The following is a 17570-nucleotide window of genomic DNA, read 5'->3' on the forward strand; positions in this document are numbered from 1 at the left end:
AAGGGCTGTCCCAGCTGGGCCGTTCCTGTTCGAACGAGCCGGTCGCGGCGCGTCCCGGCACGCCGCGCGGGCGAGCCGGCGGAGGGTCAGGCGACGCGGCTCGGGGAGGGCGGCCCGGGCGTGTCGAAGGCGGAGCAGGCGTCCGCCGCGGGGCCGTCCTTGTGGATCGGGGCAGTGGTCCGGGAGAGCGGGCGGCCGGTGCCGCCGTGCCGGGCGGCGACGATCTCCGCGCCGATCGACAGCGCCGTCTCCTCGGGCGTGCGGGCGCCCAGGTCGAGCCCGATCGGGCTGCGCAGCCGGGCGAGCAGCCGCTCGTCGACGCCGGCCGCCAGCAGCCGCTGCCGGCGCTCGGCGTGGGTGCGGCGGCTGCCCATCGCGCCGACGTAGGCGACCGGCAGGGTCAGCGCGTGTTCGAGCAGCGGCAGGTCGAACTTCGGGTCGTGGGTGAGCACGCAGATCGCGGTGCGCCCGTCGACCTCGGTGGAGCGCAGGTAGCGGTGCGGCCAGTCGACCACGACCTCGTCGGCGTCCGGGAAGCGGGCGGCGGTGGCGAACACCGGGCGGGCGTCGCAGACCGTGACGCGGTAGCCGAGGAACGCGCCGACCCGGGTCAGCGCCGCCGCGAAGTCGATCGCCCCGAACACCAGCAGGCGCGGCGCGGGCACGCCGCACTCGACGAACAGCGTGACCGGTAGGGGGCAGCCGGACTCGCGCGGGTCGACGACGATCCGGGCCGCGCGCCGCCCGGCGCCGGGCAGGGCGCGGGCCAGGGCGGCCGACGCCCGGTCCAGGGCGGGCCCGCCGCCCAGGGTGCCCAGGCGGCTGCCGTCCGGGTGGACCAGCAGCGGCCGGCCGAGCACCCCGGGCGGGCCGTCGACGGCGTACGCGAGGGCGACGGGGCGGCCGGCGGCGGCCTCGGCCAGGGCTGCGGCGACCGGCGGGCGGGCCCCGGCGGTCACCGGGGTGACCAGCAGCTCGACGGTGCCGCCGCAGGTGAGCTGCGCGGCGAACGGGTCGTCGGTGCCCGGCCCGAACCGGGCGAGGGCGGGTTCGCCGCTCGCCAGGGCCTCCCGGCAGAGTTCGTAGACCGCGCCCTCGACGCAGCCGCCGGAGACGCTGCCGATCGCGGTTCCGTCGCGGTCGACGGCGAGGGCGGCCCCGGGCTGCCGGGGGGCGCTGCCGTCGACGGTGACGAGCGTGGCGACGGCGAACTCGCGGTCCTGCCCGCACCATTCGACGAGTTCTGCGGCGATGTCCAGCATTGCCGTCCCCTTTTTTCAATGCGTCGTCGGGGTCTGGGGATGCGAAATGGGGGCGGTGCGGCGATCGCCGGAAGGGGGCGACTGCGGCTCCCCGAAAAGGCCGGTGCAATGTGGTGCCCCGGCAATTCCGACACCGCTCCCACCCTTCGCGGCCTTGCCAAGAATAGCCGATGAGGTGTGCCGGTCAACTGTCCTCATCCCCGGTTCTCGATGGTGTGCTGACTTAAGACCGGCGCCCGCGCCGGGGGCGCTCGGCGGGCCGCCCGCCATGTGGGACGGTCGGCCGCGGCGCTGCTCGGGGCGGCTCGCGGGCCGCCTCCCACAAGGGAAAAGCCACGTCGCGCGTGCGGCGGCCGGCCGGCCGGAAGGCCCCGCGGGGGAGGCGGGCACCGGCCCGGACCGCTTAAGTCACCGGACGGGAAAGCGGAATAGCCGGTTCAGAATTTTGTCCTTGCCAGGTCATCCGAACTGGTGTGTGCTTGATTCAATGCCCCCGGCGAAGACCGCACTATTCATCGGAAGGAGCGTCGTGTGGCCACGGTGAAACGGGGAGGCGCACTCCATCTCGACCCGGACGGCGAAATTCAGGGGATCTCCGAAACGCACCGGGCGATTGTCATCGGATCAGGATTCGGCGGGGCGGTCGCCGCGCTGCGGCTCGGCGAGGCCGGCGTGTCGACGCTGGTCCTGGAACGCGGCCGGCACTGGGAGTACAGCGCCACCGAGCAGGTCTTCGGCAACGAGCTCACACCCGTCAGCGAGATGTTCTGGCAGCACGACTTCGCCGTCTGGCTCACCATGCAGCCCACCCTGATCGACCGGATGCCCGGCCTGATGGAGGTGGTGCTCGCCGGCGGGATCCAGATCGGCGCGGCGGCCTGCGTGGGCGGCGGGTCGGTGGTCTACGCCGGCGTGACGGTGCAGCCGCGCCGCCGCTACTTCGAGGCGCTCTTCCCGGCCGGCGTCCGGTACGACGAACTGGACCGGGTGCACTTCCCCCGGGTCCGGGAGATGCTCTCCGCCTCGTACATGCCGGACGACATCTACGCGGCCGACCCGTTCACCCACTCGCGGGCGTTCGACGCGCAGCTCAAGCGCGCCGGGTTCCCGACCACGCCGATCCGCACCACGTTCAACTGGAGCCGGGTGCGCGGCGAACTGGCCGGGCGGCTGCGGCCGTCCTCGGTGATCGGCGAGTCCTCGTTCGGCAACAGCAACGGCGCGAAGAACGACCTGACGCAGAACTACCTGCCGGCCGCGCTGGCCACCGGGAACGTCCGGATCAGCCAGCTGACCGAGGTCACCTCCATCACCACCGGCCCCGGCGGGCGCGGCTACACGGTCCGCGTCGTGCAGCACGCGCCGGGCGGCGGAGTGGTCGCGAGCCGCGAGCTCCACTGCGAGCTGCTGTTCCTGGCGGCGGGTTCGGTGAACACCACCCGCCTGCTGGTCCGGGCCCGGGACACCGGCGAGCTGCCGGAGCTCAACGAGCACGTCGGCACCAACTGGGGCGGCAACGGCGACGCCTTCGTCTACCGCGGCTTCGACGGCGCGACCGGCGCCAGCCAGGGCGCGCCCTGCGCGTCGGCGGTCTTCGTCGACGACGGCTTCGGGATGCCGATGCGGGTGGAGAACTGGTACGCGCTGGCGTTCGGCGGCGAGCCCTACCTGTCGCAGTTCAGCGTCGCGGTGGACATGGACAACCGCGGCACCTGGACGTACGACCGGGCCTCCGACCAGGTCAAGATGCTCGACTGGGGGCCGGAGAAGAACGCCGCCCCGGAGGCCGCCGCCGCCGCGTTCAGCCAGCTGGTCATCGGCCGGGGGATGGCCGCGCCGTCCCCGGTGCTGCCGCCGACCGGCGGCACCGCGCACCCGCTCGGCGGCTGTCCGATCGGCGCCGCGACCGACCTCTACGGCCGGGTGGCCGGCTACCGGGGCCTGTACGCGGTGGACGGCTCGCTGGTCCCCGGCAACGCCGGCGGGGCCAACCCCTCGCTGCTGATCGCCGGCCTCGCCGAGCGCGCGATGGACGACATCCTCGCGAACGGCGGCTGAACTGCCGTACGCCCGGCGGATTCCTGCCGGGCGTACGGCGTTCTCGCACGTCCGCGTGCGGTCAGAGCAGCTTGTCGACGGTGATGGGCAGGTCGCGCACCCGGCGGCCGGTGGCGTCGTGCACCGCGTTGGCGATGGCCGCGGCCGTGCCGACCACGCCCAGCTCGCCGATCCCGCGGGCGCCGAGCGGGGTGAAGTCGGTGTCCGGGTGGTCGAGGAAGTGGATGTCGAAGTCCGGCATGTCGGCGTGCACCGGCACCAGGTAGTCGGCGAGGTTGCCGTTGGCGAAGCGGCCGGTGTCCGGCTCCACCCGGATCCCCTCCAGCAGGGCCTGGCCGATGCCGAACAGGATGCCGCCGACGATCTGGGCGCGCGCCGTCCGCGGGTTGATGATGGTGCCGCCGTCGATGACGCTGGTCCACCGGTCCAGCCGGACCTCGCCGGTCCAGCGGTTGACCCGCAGCTCGCAGAAGTGCGCGCCGAAGGAGTGGACCGCGAACCGCAGCCGCTCGGCGCCCGGGGCCGAGGCGCCGGGGGAGTCGAGCTCGGAGAGGCCGGTGGCGGCGAGCAGTTCGGCGAAGGTGAGGCTGTGCCCGCCGCCGACCACCCGGCCGTCGCGGTACGCCAGCGCCTCGGCGGCCAGGCCGTGGAAGGGCGAACGGGCGTCGCCGGCCGCCAGGTCGAGCAGGCGCTGCTTGAGGGCGGTGGTCGCCGAGCGCACCGCGCCGGCCGAACTGGACGTCCCCATCGAGGCGAACGCGCCGTAGTTCAGCGGCAGGGCGGAGTCGCCGACCAGCGCCTCGACCCGTTCCACCGGGATGCCCAGGTCGTCGGCGCAGACCATGGCGAGCACGGTCCGCATCCCGGTGCCGGGGTCGGAGGTGGCGGTGGCCACGGTCGCCGTGCCGTCGGCCCGCAGCCGGACGTTCGCCAGCGTGGTCGGCAGCAGGTTGCCCGGGTAGGTGGCGCCGGCCATGCCGGTGCCGGTCAGCCACACCTGGTCGGAGTCCTCGGCGGGCTGCGGCCGGGGCGCGGTGCGCGGCTGCCAGCCGAAGCGCTCCGCGCCGACCCGGTAGCACTCGTCGAGGTGCTTGCCGGACCACCGGACGCCGCGGCCGGGGAAGACGGTGGCGTAGTTGCGCATCCGCAGCTCGACCGGGTCGAGCGCCAGTTCCGTCGCCAGCTCGTCCATCGCGCTCTCCAGCGCGAACGCCCCGGGGGCCTCGCCGGGCGCCCGGACCCAGGTGGTGGGCGGGCTGTCCAGCGGGACGATGCGCTGCCCGACGTGCAGGCTGGGCGACTTGTAGGTGTAGCGCGAGGTGGTGTGGGCCGCCGTCTCGTAGATCACCCCGGACAGCGAGAGGCTCGACACCGCGTCGTGCTTGACGGCCACCAGGGTGCCGTCCCGCTCCGCCCCGAGGGCGAGGGTCTGCGAGACGGCGGAGCGGTGCCCGACCGTGGTGAAGACCTGCTCCTGGGTCAGCACGGTGCGCACCGGCCGGCCCAGCTCCCGGGCGGCGGCGGCGGTCAGCAGCGGGTGCGGCCAGATGTACAGCTTGCCGCCGAACGCGCCGCCGACGTACGGGCTGAGCACCCGGACCTGGTCCAGGCCGATGCCGAGGGTCTCGGCGGCGGCGAGCGCGCCGCCCACCGGGCTCTGCGAGCCGACCCGGAGGGTCAGCACGCCCTCCGACCAGGACGCCAGGCAGGCGTGCGGCTCCAGCGCGAGCGGGGCCTCCGGCGGCTGCGTGTAGGTGGCGCGGACCTGCACCGGGCCGGCGGCCAGCGCCTCGTCCACGGTGCCGAACTCCTCGGCCAGCAGGTCGACCTGGGGGTCCTCGTGGTTGATGGCGACCGGCGGCGGCACCGCGTGGGCGATCCGGCCGGCGAAGTCCGCGCGCACCGGCAGCAGGTCGTACTCGGCGCGGATCAGCGAGGCCGCGTGCCGGGCCTGCTCGAAGGTCTCCGCGACGACCAGGCCGATGATCTGGCCGTAGTGGCGGATCTCCTGGTCCTGCAGCGGCAGCCAGAACTGGCCGACGAAGCAGACGTCGGGGGTGGTCTTGATCCGGTGCAGCTTGAGCGGGTTGAACGGCGAGTAGACCGCGAGGACGCCCTCGGCGGCCTCCGCCGCGGTGACGTCCATCGACCGCAGGGTGCCGCGCCCGGCGGTGCTCAGCACCAGGTGGCCGTGGGCGAGGCCGGGTTCGGTCCGGTCGGCGGCGTAGTCGGCCCGGCCGGTGACCTTGGCCGTGCCGTCGACCCGGGCGGTCGCGGTGCCGATCAGGGGCTTGGCCATGTCAGCGGCCTCCCAGCCGGGTGAGGGCGTGGCCGACGGTCCGTCGGACCAGCTCGATCTTGAAGGCGTTGCCGCTCAGCGGCTCGGCCCCGTCGGCCGCCGCGGCGGCCGCCTCCAGGGCGTTCGCGCGGGTGAACTCCCGCCCGGTCAGGGCCTGTTCGGCCGCGTGGGCGCGCCAGGGCCGGGGCGCGACGCCGCCGAGGGCGATCCGCACGCCGCGGACCTCGCCGTCGTGCAGGTCGACCGCGACGGCGGCGGACACCAGCGCGAACTCGTAGGAGCGCCGGTCGCGCACCTTGACGTACACCGAGCGGTCCGCGCCCGGCAGCGGCGGCACGGTGACCCGGGTGATCAGCTCGCCGGGGCGCAGCACCGTCTCGGTCTGCGGGGTCTCGCCGGGCAGCCGGTAGAAGGAGTTCAGCGGGACTTCGCGCACCCCGTCGGCGCCGTGCAGTTCCAGCAGCGCGTCGAGCGCGGACAGCGCCACGGCCGGGTCGCTGGGGTGGGTGGCGACGCAGGACGGGCCGGCGCCGAGCACCGCGTGGCCGCGGTTGTCGCCGGTGCGGGCGGCGCAGCCGCTGCCGGGTTCGCGCTTGTTGCAGGCGGCGGCGGTGTCCCGGAAGTAGCCGCAGCGGGTGCGCTGGAGCAGGTTGCCGCCGATGGTGGCCATGTTGCGCAGTTGCGGGGAGGCGCTGGCCAGCAGCGCCTGGCGCAGCACCGGGTGGCCGTCGGCCACCGCGGGGTGCCGGGCGAGGTCGCCGAGGCGCTCCAGGGCGCTCAGGTGCAGGCCCCGCTCATCGGTGGTGACGCCGTGCAGCGGAAGGGAGTTGACGTCCACCACCCGGTGCGGGCGTGCCACGTCGAGCTTCATCAGGTCCACCAGGGACGTCCCGCCGGCCAGGTAGGCCGCGCCGTCGGCGTGCTGGGCGAGGGCCTCCTCGACGGTGCGCGGCGCGGCGTAGTCGAAGGGGCGCATCAGCCGGTCCCCTCCTGCCGGGCGGTCCGTTCGGCGGCGCTGCGCACCGCCCGCAGGATGCCCTCGTACGCGCCGCAGCGGCAGATGTTTCCGGACATGGCCTCGCGGACGGCGGCGTCGGAGCCGGTGTCGCCGTCCCGGATCGCGCAGATCGCCGACATGATCTGGCCGGGTGTGCAGAAGCCGCACTGGAAGCCGTCGTGGTCGAGGAAGGCCTGCTGGACCGGGCTGAGCCGGTCGCCCTCGGCGACGCCCTCGATGGTGGTGACCTGCTTGCCCTGGGCGCCGACGGCGAGGGTGAGGCAGGACAGCACCCGGCGGCCGTCGACGTGCACGGTGCAGGCGCCGCACTGCCCGCGGTCGCACCCCTTCTTGCTGCCGGTCAGGCCGAGGCCGTCGCGCAGCGCGTCCAGCAGGGTGGTGCGGATGTCGGCGCTCAGGCGGGCGGTGCGGCCGTTGACCTGCAGTTCGAGCGGGACCTGGTGGTCGCCGGTCGGCGGGCGTGGTGCGGTCGAATCCGTCATGGATCCTCCCCCGGGATCGGTGGAGTGCGCGGGGCACTGCGGGCGGGACGGGCAGGGTGGATCGGCTGGAACCGGTGGGCCGGTGACAGAAGGGTGTGCGCGGAGGATGGAAATCGCCTCGGACGCGCGCCATGGTTCTGCCAGGGGGACGGCGGCTGCCACGGGGCGGCGGCGGTCCCGCCGCTCCCAGCTTCCTCAAGCGCATGACGTACGTCAAGTGCTTTACATGTGCTCGGTGGGCTACCTTAGGGGCCATGACCAACGAGGGGTTCAACCGCGTGATCTGGGCGGAACGGCGCTGCGACCGCGCACTGAGCGCCGCCAAGGAGCAGCGCCTGCGGCCGCTCGAACTGCCCTCCGCGCACTACTCGTTGCTGGCCGCGGTCTCCGCCAACCCCGGCGCCACCGGCGCCGAGCTGGCCCGCGAGCTGGGGGTCACCCCGCAGAACATCGCCGGGCTGACGGTCCGGCTGGAGCAGCGCGGCCTGATCGAGCGTCAGCCCAACACCCGGCACCGCAACGTGGTCGAGCTGTGGATCACGCCCACCGGGGACGACCTGCTGGCCAAGGCCGACGCCGCGATGATCGAGCTGGAGCGGGAGATCGCCCGGATCGTCGGCGTCGACGAGGCGGAGCGGCTGCGCCGGCTGCTGGAGGAGCTGGCGGTCGGCCTGGAGGGCCGCAGCCGGGTCCGCCCGGTGCGGTGACGGTGTGTCAACTCGTGCCTAAATAGGCGCCGTTCGCGGTTTTGCCGGTACTTGACCCGTCGGGGGTCGGAGTGTCGCCCCGGCGGGTTTTCGCATGTCCGGATCCGGGTCTCCGGGGTCGGTTGCGCCGGGGGTCCGGTGGGGTTCCGGGGGCGGAGAGAGTGAGCTGCTTGGCGATAATCAAGCGCTTGACAGTCATCGTCCGGTAGGCGAGTGTCTATGGAGTTGACGCACCGCCAGACAGTGGAAACACCCACCCGGTGACGACAGTCGAGGGACATCCCCCGCAGGCCCGGCCCGCCCAGTGAGCCCGCCGGTCACCGCCGAACCCGAGCCCGTGAGCCGGTCGAACCGACCCGCGCACCTCGCGGCGCAGGAACCGCAGAACGACGGAACTTCGCCCTGGAGGCCCTCCATGCCGCTGCCCAGCCCCGGCGCACCGCTCTTCGGCGCCACCCACGACATCCCGCGGAACTGGGGCGTCGACCGGATCCCCGACCTGACCGGGAAACTGGCCGTGGTCACCGGCGCGAACAGCGGCATCGGCCTGGTCACCGCCCGCGAACTCGCCCGGGCCGGTGCGGAGGTGGTGCTCGCCGTCCGGGACCCCGCCAGGGGCGCCGCCGCGGCGGCCGGAATCAGCGCGGCCAGCCCGGCGCCCGGACCGCGGTCCGCCGGCTGGACCTCGCCGACCTGGCCTCCGTCCGCGCCTTCGCGGACCGGTTCGCCGAGGAGCGCGGCACACTCGACCTGCTGATCAACAACGCCGGCGTGATGGCCCCGCCCCGGCGCACCACCGCCGACGGATTCGAACTCCAGCTGGGAACCAATCATTTCGGCCACTTCGCACTGACCGGACTGCTGCTGCCCGCCCTGCTCGCCGCACCCGCGGCCCGCGTGGTGACAGTCAGCAGCACCTTTCACGCGTTCGGCACGATCGACTTCGACGACCTGCACAGCGAACGCCGCTACTCCCGCTACGGTGCGTACGGCCGCTCCAAGCTGGCCAACCTGCTGTACACCGCCGAACTCGACCGGCGCGCCGTCGCCGCCGGCACCCGGCTGCGGGCCTACGCCGCGCACCCCGGCTACGCCGCCACCAACCTCCAACTCGCGGGCCAGGGACCGCTGATGCGCGCCGTCATGGGCGTCGGCAACGCGCTGTTCGCGACCGCGGCGCTGCCCGGCGCGCTGCCCACGCTGTGCGCCGCCACCCTGCCCGGCCTGCCCGGCGGCGTCCTGGTCGGCCCGCGCAGCCTGGGCGGCTACCGCGGCACCCCCGGCGTCGCCGTGCCGCACCGGCGCGCCCGGGACGGCGCCACCGCCGTCCGCCTGTGGGAGGCCACCGCCGAGGCCGTCAAGGTCGACCACGACTTCACCGCCGGCCGCCCGGCGGCCGGCTCCACCACCGACGAGCAGGAAGGCTGACGGCATGGCAGCGGAGCGGAAGCGCAGGACGGCGGCCCCCGCGAGGCCGACGTGGTCGTGGTGGGCGCCGGCCTGGCCGGCCTGACCGCCGCACGCGAACTGCTGCGCGCGGGCCTGGAGCCGCTGGTCCTGGAGGCCCGCGACCGGGTCGGCGGCCGCACCCTCGGCCGCACCGCCGACGACGGCACCGTGCTGGAACTCGGCGGCCAGTGGCTGGCCGACGGCAACGAGCGGATGGGCCGGCTCGCCCGCGAGGCCGGCGCGACGCTCTTCCGCAACCACGACGAGGGCGCCGACCTGCTGGAGATGTCCGGCGAACTGCGCCACCAGCGCGGCGCCGTACCGCCGTTGAAGCCGCTCGCGCTGCTCGACGTCGCCCTCGCCCGGTTCCGGCTGGACCGCCTGGTCGCCGCCGTGCCGGTGCGCACCCCCTGGCACGCGCCCGACGCCGCCCGGCTGGACGACACCAGCATCGGCGACTGGCTGGACCGCCACACCCGCAGCCGGGAGGGCCGCGCCCTGCTCGACCTGGCCTTCACCACCATGTGGGGCGCCGAGCCGCACCGGCTCAACCTGCTCCAGGCGCTCGCGTACATCGGCAGCACCGGCAAGTTCGACAACCTCACCACCACCAAGATCCAGGACCGGATCACCGGCGGCGCCGCCGGCGTCGCCCGGTTCCTCGCCGACGGCCTCGGCGAACGCGTGCTGCTGGAGGCCCCGGTCACCGCGATCCGGCTCACCGCCGGCGGCGTCGAGGCGGAGTCCGCGCAGGGCGCCGTCCGGGCCCGCCGGGCCGTGATCGCCGTGCCGCCGCAACTGGCCGCCGACATCCGCTTCGAACCCGGCCTGCCGCACGACCGCGCCACCGCGCTGCGCAGCGTCCCGATGGGCGCCGTCACCAAGGTGTCCGCACTGTACGACCGGCCGTTCTGGCGCGAGCGCGGCCTGAGCGGCAAGGCGCTCACCGGACGCGGACCGCTCACCGCCGTGTTCGACAACTCGGCCCCCGGCGACGGCAGTCCGGGCGTGCTGGTGGGCTTCGTGCCCGGCACCCGGGCCCGCGAGCTGGCCGCCCTCCCCGAGGACGACCGCCGGCGGGCGGTGCTCGACAGCCTGGTCCGGCTGTTCGGCCCGCAGGCCGGCACACCCGGGCTGTACGTCGAGAAGGACTGGGCGGCCGACCCCTGGTCGCGCGGCGGCTACTTCGGCCTGCCCGCCCTCGGCACGATGACCGGCGCGGTCCGCACCCTCGCCGAACCCCACGGCCCGGTGCACTGGGCCGGCTCGGAGACCGTCCTCAAGGACTACGGAGGCATGGAGGGCGCCGTGACCTCCGGCGAACGCGCCGCGGCCGAGGTGCTCGCCGCGATCGGCGAGGCGGCCGTCCAACCCGCGTGACGACCCGTCGGCGGGCTCGACCCGGCCCTGACCCCAGGAGACTGCGATGAACCGCTTGGAGACGGAACGGCACGGTGCGGTACTGACCGTGCGCCTGCGCAACGAACCCTTCAACTTCCTGACCGGCGCGCTGCTGGCCGAACTCGCCGACACCCTGGCCAGGGCCGAGCGCGACCCGACCGTCCGGGCGGTGGTGCTCGCCAGCGCCGTGCCCGGCGTCTTCCTCGGCCACTACGACATCGAGGAGCTGCTGGCCGGCGCCGAGGCCGGCGGCATGGAGATCTCCTCCCGGCTCGCCCCCGCCCCGCTGCGCCTGGTCGCCGCGCTCGGCAAGGTCCCCGGCATGCGCGGCCTGCTCGACCGCACCCCGGTGGCCGGCATGCAGGCCCTGCTGGCCTTCCACGAGGTGGTCCGGCGGATCCGCAACAGCGACATGGTCCACGTCGCGGCCGTCGACGGCCTCGCACTGGGCGGCGGCTTCGAACTCGCCCTCGCCTGCGACGTGCGGATCATGGGCGACGGCCCCTACCGGGTCGGCCTGATGGAGATCGCCTTCGGCCTGCTGCCCGGCGGCGGCGGCAGCCAGCTGCTCGCCGAGACCCTCGGCGCCGGCCGCGCCGTCGAACAGCTCCTGGAAGGACGGCTGTTCGGCCCGGCCGCCGCCCTGGAGGCCGGCATCGTGCACCGGGTGGTCGACCACGACGAGGTGCGCGCCGAGGCCGCGGAGACCGCCGCCCGGCTCGCCCGTCGCGCCCCCGGCTCCGTACGGTCCGTCAAGCAGGCCGTCCACTATGCCGGTTCGGGCCGGTTCGGCCGCGGCTTCGCCGTCGAACGGGCCCGCTTCCTGGCCCTCGCCAGCCGGCCGAGCACGCACGCCGCGCTGCGCCGCTACCTGGAGGACGTCCGGGCCCACCGGCGCGAGCACGGCGGTGACCCCGCGGCCTTCGCGGGCGACTTCCTGCCCGCCTGGCAGGCCGGCACCGCGGCGGCCGACCGTTCCTGAGCGGGACGGCCGACCCACGGGCCGCAAAAAATATCTGATACCTCGTCATGCCCACGCTTAACGTTGGGAGAGTGTGCACCATGCTGGGAAAGCTGGTCGGAAACGGAACGCGCGTCGCGGTCGTCGGCAGCGGCATCTCGGGCCTGTCCGCGGCACTGCGCCTGGAACGGGCCGGGTTCGAGGTCGACCTCATCGAACGCGAGGACCGGCTCGGCGGCCGGTTCGGCGTCGGCAACCTGGGAGACCGCCCGGTGATGATGGGCGGCAAGAACATCGGCCGGCGCTACCACGCGTTCCGCGCCTGGCTCGACGCCATCGGCCACTACCAGTGGGAGTCCTTCGGCATCAACACCTCCTTCATGAAGGAGGACGAGGTGCTGACCCTGGACAGCACCCGCCGGGGCCGCTCGCTGGCCAACATCCGCCGGATGAGCTCGCCGCGCGACCTCGCCCGGCTCGCCGCCATGGCCGCCCGGATCCGCCTCGACGAGTCGAACAAGTTCCTCGGCTCGGCGTACTTCACCGAACTGTCCCGCCGCCACGACCACCAGCCGCTCAGCGCCCACTTCGGCGAGGCCACCGCCAACGTGCTGCTGCGGCCGATGACCGTCCGGATGAACGGCGCCGAACCCGACGAGGTCTACCTCGGCACCTTCGGCACCAACCTGGCACTGATGCTCGACCACTACGACCAGCTGGTGCACAGCATTCAGCCCGCCCTGGAGGCGTTCTCCCGCCGGGTCACGGTCCGGCTGAACACCACCGTGGAGAGCCTGGTGGTCCGCGACGGCCGGATCACCGGCGTGCGGCTGTCCGAACAGGGCGGCCCCGTCGAGGAGGTCGACTACGCCGGCGTGATCGTCGCCGTCCCCGCCTACGCCGCCGCCGACATCGTCCGCGACGAACTGCCCGGCCTCGCCAAGCGGCTCTCCGAGGTCCGCTACAACCCGTCCAGCGTCATGCTCGTCGAGTACGACCGGCCGGTGTTCAGCGCCGAGGTCCGGGCGCTCGCCATCCACGACGGCGGCCCCTGCAGCAACGCCGGCTCCTACGGCATGAACGACCGGCACATCGTCCGCTACACCTTCAGCGGCGCCGGCGCCAAGAACGCCGAACTGTCGCCCGAACAGCTGGACACCTGGGTCGGCCAGGCCGAACAGCGGCTCACCCGCTACCTGGGCGTCACCCGGGCCAAGCCGGTCCGCTCGGTCGGCAAGATCTGGCCCGCCGCGTACAGCGCCTACCTGCCGTACCACGGCGACTTCCTGAACGAGGTGCACCGGTCCGTGCAGAGCCTGCCCGGACTCGAACTCTCCGGCGACTACCTGTGGGGCGTCTCCATCGAGGCCTGCACCCGGGCCGGCAACGCCGCCGGCGACCGGCTGGTCGACCACCTCGCGCTCGCCCCGGCGGTGGGACGGTGACCGGCCTGCCGTTCGGCCGCGCCCGCCGCCGCGACGGCTGGGCCGTGGTCACCGGGGCGTCCTCCGGCATCGGTGAGGCGCTCGCCCACCAGCTCGCCGGCCGCGGCCACCGCCTGCAGCTCGTCGCCCGCCGCAAGGACCGCCTGGAGCGGCTCGCCCAGGAACTGCGCCAACGCCACCGGGTCGCCGTCGAGGTCCGCGAGTGCGACCTCGCCGATCGGGCCGAGCGCGCCGCCCTCTGCGAACACCTCGCCGGCCTGGAGATCGCGATCCTGGCCAACAACGCGGGCTTCACCACCTGCGGCCCGCTGGCCGGCGGAGACGCCCGCCGCGAGGCCCAGGAGGTCGAGGTCAACGCCGTCGCGGTGCACGAACTCACCCTCGCCGTGCTGCCCGGCATGCTGGCCCGGCGCAGCGGCCGGATCCTGTTCACCGGCTCCACCGCCGGCATGCAGCCGGTGCCGACCGCCGCCACCTACGCGGCGACCAAGGCGTTCGTGAACACCTTCGCCGAATCGCTGCACGGCGAACTGCGCGGCACCGGCGTCAGCTGCACCCTGCTCGCACCCGGGCCGGTGCGCAGCGAGTTCATGGCCGTCGGCGGCGCCCAGGAGCTCGAGGAGCGCCGCTGGTTCGCCTGGCAGACGCCCGAGACGGTCGCCAAGGCCGGCCTGCGGGCCGCCCGCTGGGGCCGGCGGGTGTCGGTGCCCGGCCCGATGGCCAAACTGCAGGGCCTGGCCGGCCGGCACGTGCCGCACGGCCTGACCTTCCTGCTGCTGCGCACCGTCGTGCTGCCCAGGATGCGCAGCCCGAAGTCCCACGGCGGTGCGCCGTGACCGTCGGCGGAGCGGGGGCCGCCCCGACTGACGCCACGGACCACGGGACGCCGGTCCGCCCCACCGGACCGGTGTCCCGTCCCGCCGCGGCCCGACCCGTCGGCCGCCGCGGCCGCCCGGAGAGAACGCGCCGGAGAATGAACGGGAGAATCATCGCCGGCGGTGCCGCCGGGCAGTGGGGCGTGCGGCGCAGGAACATTGCGGGGGAATCCGCGGGCGGAAGAGGAAGCCGACCGCCCGGGCATTCCCGCCCGAACCACTGGGGGGAATCGATGAAATCAACCGCCGAGGAGAGGCTCTCCGACCGGCTCGCCATTGGCATTCTCATCTGGGCGTTCCCGCCCGACCGGGTCGACGGCGCCATTCGCGCCAGCGGCCGGGCCGGAATACGGACCCGGCTCTTACCGCCGCTGATCACCGTCTACTACGTGCTGGCGATGTGCCTGTTCCCGTACAAGCCGTACGAGGAACTCGCCCGGCTGCTCGCCGAGGGCCTCGCCCTGTCCGACCCGACCGGCGTGCTCAGCCTCAGCTGCGTGCCCTCCACCGCCGCGATCTCCCGGGCCCGGATGCGCCTCGGCATCCAGCCGCTTAGAGAGCTGTTCGCGCAGACCGCCGTCCGCCCGCCCGTCGAGGGCGCCCCCCGCTTCCGCCGCTCGCGCCTGTGGACGCTGACCGGCGGCACCGTCAACCTCCCCGACCACGCGGCCCAGGGCGGCGCGCCGGGCACCCCCCGGATGCGGATCGCGGTGGTCGCCGAACACGGCACCGGCATGCTGATCGGCGCCCAGGTCGAACCCCTGTCCGGCGACCCCTCGAAGTCCGCCGACGAGCTGTTCCGGCTGCTCGGACCCGGCGACCTGCTGGTCGCCCAGGCCGAGTTCGCCGGCCCCGAACTGGCCGGCGCCGCCCTCGCCACCGGCGCCGACCTGCTGTGGAGCGTGCCGCAGTCCACCGGCCTGCCGGTCACCGAGACCCTCGACGACGGCTCCTACCTGTCGGTGCCGGCCAGCTGGCCGGACGACCCGGTCCGCGGCCGCCCCGTGGTGCGGGTGGTCACCGGCGCCAAGTGCGCCGAGCGGCTGGTCACCACCCTGCTCGACCCGGCCCAGGCCACCCGGGCCGAGCTGCGCGGCGTCTACGAGGCGCGCTGGCGCTTCGAGGAGGCCGCCGAGCAGCTCGACGCGTTCCGGCGCACCCCGAAGAAGGCGATGCGCTCGCGCTCGCCGGAAATGATGGAACAGGAACTCTGGGGCTACCTGCTGGTCTACTGCGCGATCCGCAATCTCGCCAAGAACCGGAATCTCTGATGCGCTGACAAACCACTGCACAATTCGGCCTGGACGGGCCGGCGCATTCCGTCGCCGACAATCGGGAAAGAGTCGGTGGCGGATTTCGGCATGCCGTTCTCCGGGGCGTCCCGGTGATTTAACCGGGCCGCCCGGTAAATCGTTGACCCGCGCCGGACGGGCCAGCTAGCGTGTGCGGAGTATTCGCCCGGCCGTCGGGCGGGGAACTCCGTCGAGCACCGGAAAACGGTGAACCGGTCCCTCCCCGCGCAGCCGACCCGGGCGCCGGCGCCGCCGTGCGGCGGATCGCCCCGCAACCCACCACCCGACGCAGCGCTCGATGCACGCCGCGGGTCGTCGTCGTCACCACAGGGAGCGAGACATTGGGAACTCCAGGGCAGGTTTCGACCATCTCGGCGCTGCTGTCGGAGAACGCGCAGCAGCGCGCGGACGAGCGGGCCTTCACCATCCTCAACGACGGGCACGACGAGTCCGACGTGATGACCCACGCCTCGCTCGACCTGGAGGCCCGGGCGATCGCCGCGCGCCTCCAGCAGTCGGCGCGGCCCGGCGACCGGGCGCTCGTCCTGGCCACCGACAACGCCCACTTCATCCGCGCCTTCATGGCCTGCCAGCACGCCGGCGTGATCGCCGTCCCGATCGCCCCGCCGCTGCCGCTGCGCAACCCCCGCAAGGCCGCGACGATGCGCGCGATCGCCGCCGACTCGGGCGCGCGGATCGTGCTCACCGGCAGCACCACCCAACTGCGCGAGCCGGTCCGCACCTTCGCCCCCGACCTCGCCGAACTGGAGTGGATCGACGTCGACACCGTGCCGGTGACGGCCGCCGCCGACTTCCGGGCGCCGCGGATCGACGCCGAGGACATCTCCTTCCTGCAGTACACCTCCGGCTCCACCGCGCTCCCCAAGGGCGTGATGGTCAGTCACCGGGCGCTGCTGGCCAACGAGGAGATGTTCGCCGCGATCATGGGCCTCACCGCCGAGGACGTGATCGTCTCCTGGCTGCCGCTGTTCCACGACATGGGCCTGATCGGCAAGGTGCTGCAGGCCTCCTACCTGGGCACCCACCTGGTGCTGATGCCCCCGGCGGCGTTCGTCCAGCGCCCGGCCCGCTGGCTGCGCGCCATCACCAAGTACCGCGGCACGATGGCCGGCGCGCCCAACTTCGCCTACGACATGTGCGTCAGCCGGATCGCCGAGCAGGACCGCGCCGAGTTCGACCTCTCCAGTTGGAAGGTCGCCTTCAGCGGCGCCGAGCCGATCCGCCCCGCCACCTTCGACGCCTTCGCCAAGGCCTACGCCCCGTACGGCCTCGCCCCCGAGACCATGCAGACCGCGTACGGGCTGGCCGAGGTCACCCTGATCGCCTCCGGCGGCGTCCGCGGCGAGGCCCCGATCACCACCGACGTCGACCACGACGCGCTGCGCAAGGGCCAGGTGGTGCCGGGCGGCGACTACACCATGATCAGCGTCGGCAAGGCCCGGCTGAGCCGCCGGATCGCCATCGTCGACCCGGTCACCAAACTGGCCCGCGAGCAGGGAACCGTCGGCGAGATCTGGCTGGCCGGCGACGACGTCCCGCCCGGCTACTGGGGCAACCCGGAAGCGACCCTGGAGACCTTCCAGGCCCGCATCGCCGACACCGGCGAGGGCCCGTTCCTGCGCACCGGCGACCTCGGCGTGCTGCACCAGGACGAGCTGTACATCACCGGCCGGCTCAAGGACGTCATCATCGTCGGCGGCCAGAACCACTACCCGCAGGACCTGGAGGAGACCGCCGAGTCCGCCCACCCGTGGGTGCGGCCCGGATTCGGCTGCGCCTTCGCACTGGAACGCGACGGCCGCGAACAGGTGGTCCTGGTCGCCGAGATCCTGCGGCCGCTCGGCAGCCGGCGCACCGGCAGCGAGGCCGCCAAGGCGCCGCTGCCCACCCTCGCCGAGATCCGCCGGAAGATCCTCGCCGCCGTCAGCGACCAGCACGGCATCCGGCTGGACGACGTCCTGCTGGTGCCGGTCGCCTCCGCGCCCAAGACCTCCAGCGGCAAGATCCAGCGCAGCACCTGCCGGGCCGCCTACGAGGCCGGCGAACTCAAGTCCGCGCCGGAGCCCGGCGGCCAGGTGCTGGAGGAGATCTCCTGATGACCGATCAGCGCCGCATCGTCCAGTGGCTGGTCGAGTCCCTCGCCGCCCTGCTGGACCTGCCGCCCGAGCAGGTGCCGACCGACGTCCCGTTCACCGCCCTCGGCCTGTCCTCGATCGAGACGGTCGAACTCTCCGAGCGGCTCCAGTTGTGGGCGGGCGTCGAGCTCAGCCCCACCGTCGCCTACGACTACCCGGCCGTCG

Annotated in this window: 12 protein-coding genes and 2 pseudogenes; 10 read left to right on the top strand and 4 right to left on the bottom strand. The window is 74.0% G+C overall.

What is annotated here, in order from left to right:
* Positions 1-86: 86 nt before the first annotated feature.
* A complete protein-coding gene (locus KCH_RS21130) occupies positions 87-1262 on the bottom strand; it encodes an XdhC family protein (RefSeq protein ID WP_035865171.1) in 1176 nt (391 codons plus the stop codon).
* A gap of 531 nt (positions 1263-1793) precedes the next feature.
* On the opposite strand from KCH_RS21130, the gene KCH_RS21135 reads away from it, so the two are divergent.
* Positions 1794-3320, top strand: coding sequence for a GMC oxidoreductase (locus tag KCH_RS21135; RefSeq protein ID WP_051653288.1), 1527 nt, complete (start codon positions 1794-1796; stop codon positions 3318-3320).
* Positions 3321-3381: 61 nt separating this feature from the next.
* Here KCH_RS21135 and KCH_RS21140 read toward each other — a convergent pair whose 3' ends face one another.
* The 3 genes from KCH_RS21140 to KCH_RS21150 are packed head-to-tail and all read right to left on the bottom strand — an operon-like array spanning position 3382 to position 7119.
* Complete coding sequence (locus KCH_RS21140) at positions 3382-5619, bottom strand: xanthine dehydrogenase family protein molybdopterin-binding subunit (protein ID WP_035865176.1); 2238 nt, start codon at positions 5617-5619, stop codon at positions 3382-3384.
* A 1-nt stretch (position 5620) separates the two neighbouring features.
* Positions 5621-6595: an FAD binding domain-containing protein gene (locus KCH_RS21145; RefSeq protein ID WP_035865178.1), complete on the bottom strand. Its 975-nt coding sequence runs from the start codon at positions 6593-6595 to the stop codon at positions 5621-5623.
* Positions 6595-7119: a (2Fe-2S)-binding protein gene (locus tag KCH_RS21150; protein ID WP_051653289.1), complete on the bottom strand. Its 525-nt coding sequence runs from the start codon at positions 7117-7119 to the stop codon at positions 6595-6597. The genes KCH_RS21145 and KCH_RS21150 overlap by 1 nt, the downstream gene beginning before the upstream one ends.
* Positions 7120-7373: 254 nt before the next feature.
* Here KCH_RS21150 and KCH_RS21155 point away from each other — a divergent pair, with 254 nt between their 5' ends.
* From KCH_RS21155 to KCH_RS47260, 9 genes and pseudogenes are all read left to right on the top strand, one after another.
* Positions 7374-7826 (top strand): MarR family winged helix-turn-helix transcriptional regulator, encoded by a 453-nt coding sequence (locus KCH_RS21155; protein ID WP_051653290.1) that lies wholly within the window; start codon positions 7374-7376, stop codon positions 7824-7826.
* 415 nt (positions 7827-8241) lie between these two features.
* A pseudogene (locus tag KCH_RS21160) lies at positions 8242-9254 on the top strand (oxidoreductase).
* Positions 9255-9305: 51 nt separating this feature from the next.
* On the top strand, positions 9306-10655 hold the full coding sequence (locus KCH_RS21165) for a flavin monoamine oxidase family protein (RefSeq protein ID WP_035865181.1): 1350 nt from the start codon (positions 9306-9308) through the stop codon (positions 10653-10655).
* A gap of 46 nt (positions 10656-10701) precedes the next feature.
* Positions 10702-11658, top strand: a complete 957-nt coding sequence (locus KCH_RS21170; protein ID WP_035865183.1) for an enoyl-CoA hydratase/isomerase family protein — start codon at positions 10702-10704, stop codon at positions 11656-11658.
* An 80-nt stretch (positions 11659-11738) separates the two neighbouring features.
* The gene (locus KCH_RS21175; protein ID WP_051653291.1) at positions 11739-13082 is read left to right on the top strand and encodes a protoporphyrinogen/coproporphyrinogen oxidase; all 1344 of its coding nucleotides are present in this window, start codon (positions 11739-11741) and stop codon (positions 13080-13082) included.
* On the top strand, positions 13079-13918 hold the full coding sequence (locus tag KCH_RS21180; protein WP_244305384.1) for an SDR family NAD(P)-dependent oxidoreductase: 840 nt from the start codon (positions 13079-13081) through the stop codon (positions 13916-13918). The genes KCH_RS21175 and KCH_RS21180 overlap by 4 nt, the downstream gene beginning before the upstream one ends.
* A 272-nt stretch (positions 13919-14190) precedes the next feature.
* Positions 14191-15228, top strand: coding sequence for a transposase domain-containing protein (locus tag KCH_RS21185; RefSeq protein ID WP_051653292.1), 1038 nt, complete (start codon positions 14191-14193; stop codon positions 15226-15228).
* A gap of 362 nt (positions 15229-15590) precedes the next feature.
* A complete protein-coding gene (locus KCH_RS21190; protein WP_035865185.1) occupies positions 15591-17366 on the top strand; it encodes a fatty acyl-AMP ligase in 1776 nt (591 codons plus the stop codon).
* Positions 17366-17530, top strand: a pseudogene (locus tag KCH_RS47260) (acyl carrier protein); the annotation flags it as partial. The gene KCH_RS21190 and the pseudogene KCH_RS47260, both read left to right, overlap by 1 nt.
* Positions 17531-17570: the final 40 nt, after the last annotated feature.

It is taken from the genome of Kitasatospora cheerisanensis KCTC 2395 (assembly GCF_000696185.1).
GTDB classification, from domain to species: domain Bacteria; phylum Actinomycetota; class Actinomycetes; order Streptomycetales; family Streptomycetaceae; genus Kitasatospora; species Kitasatospora cheerisanensis.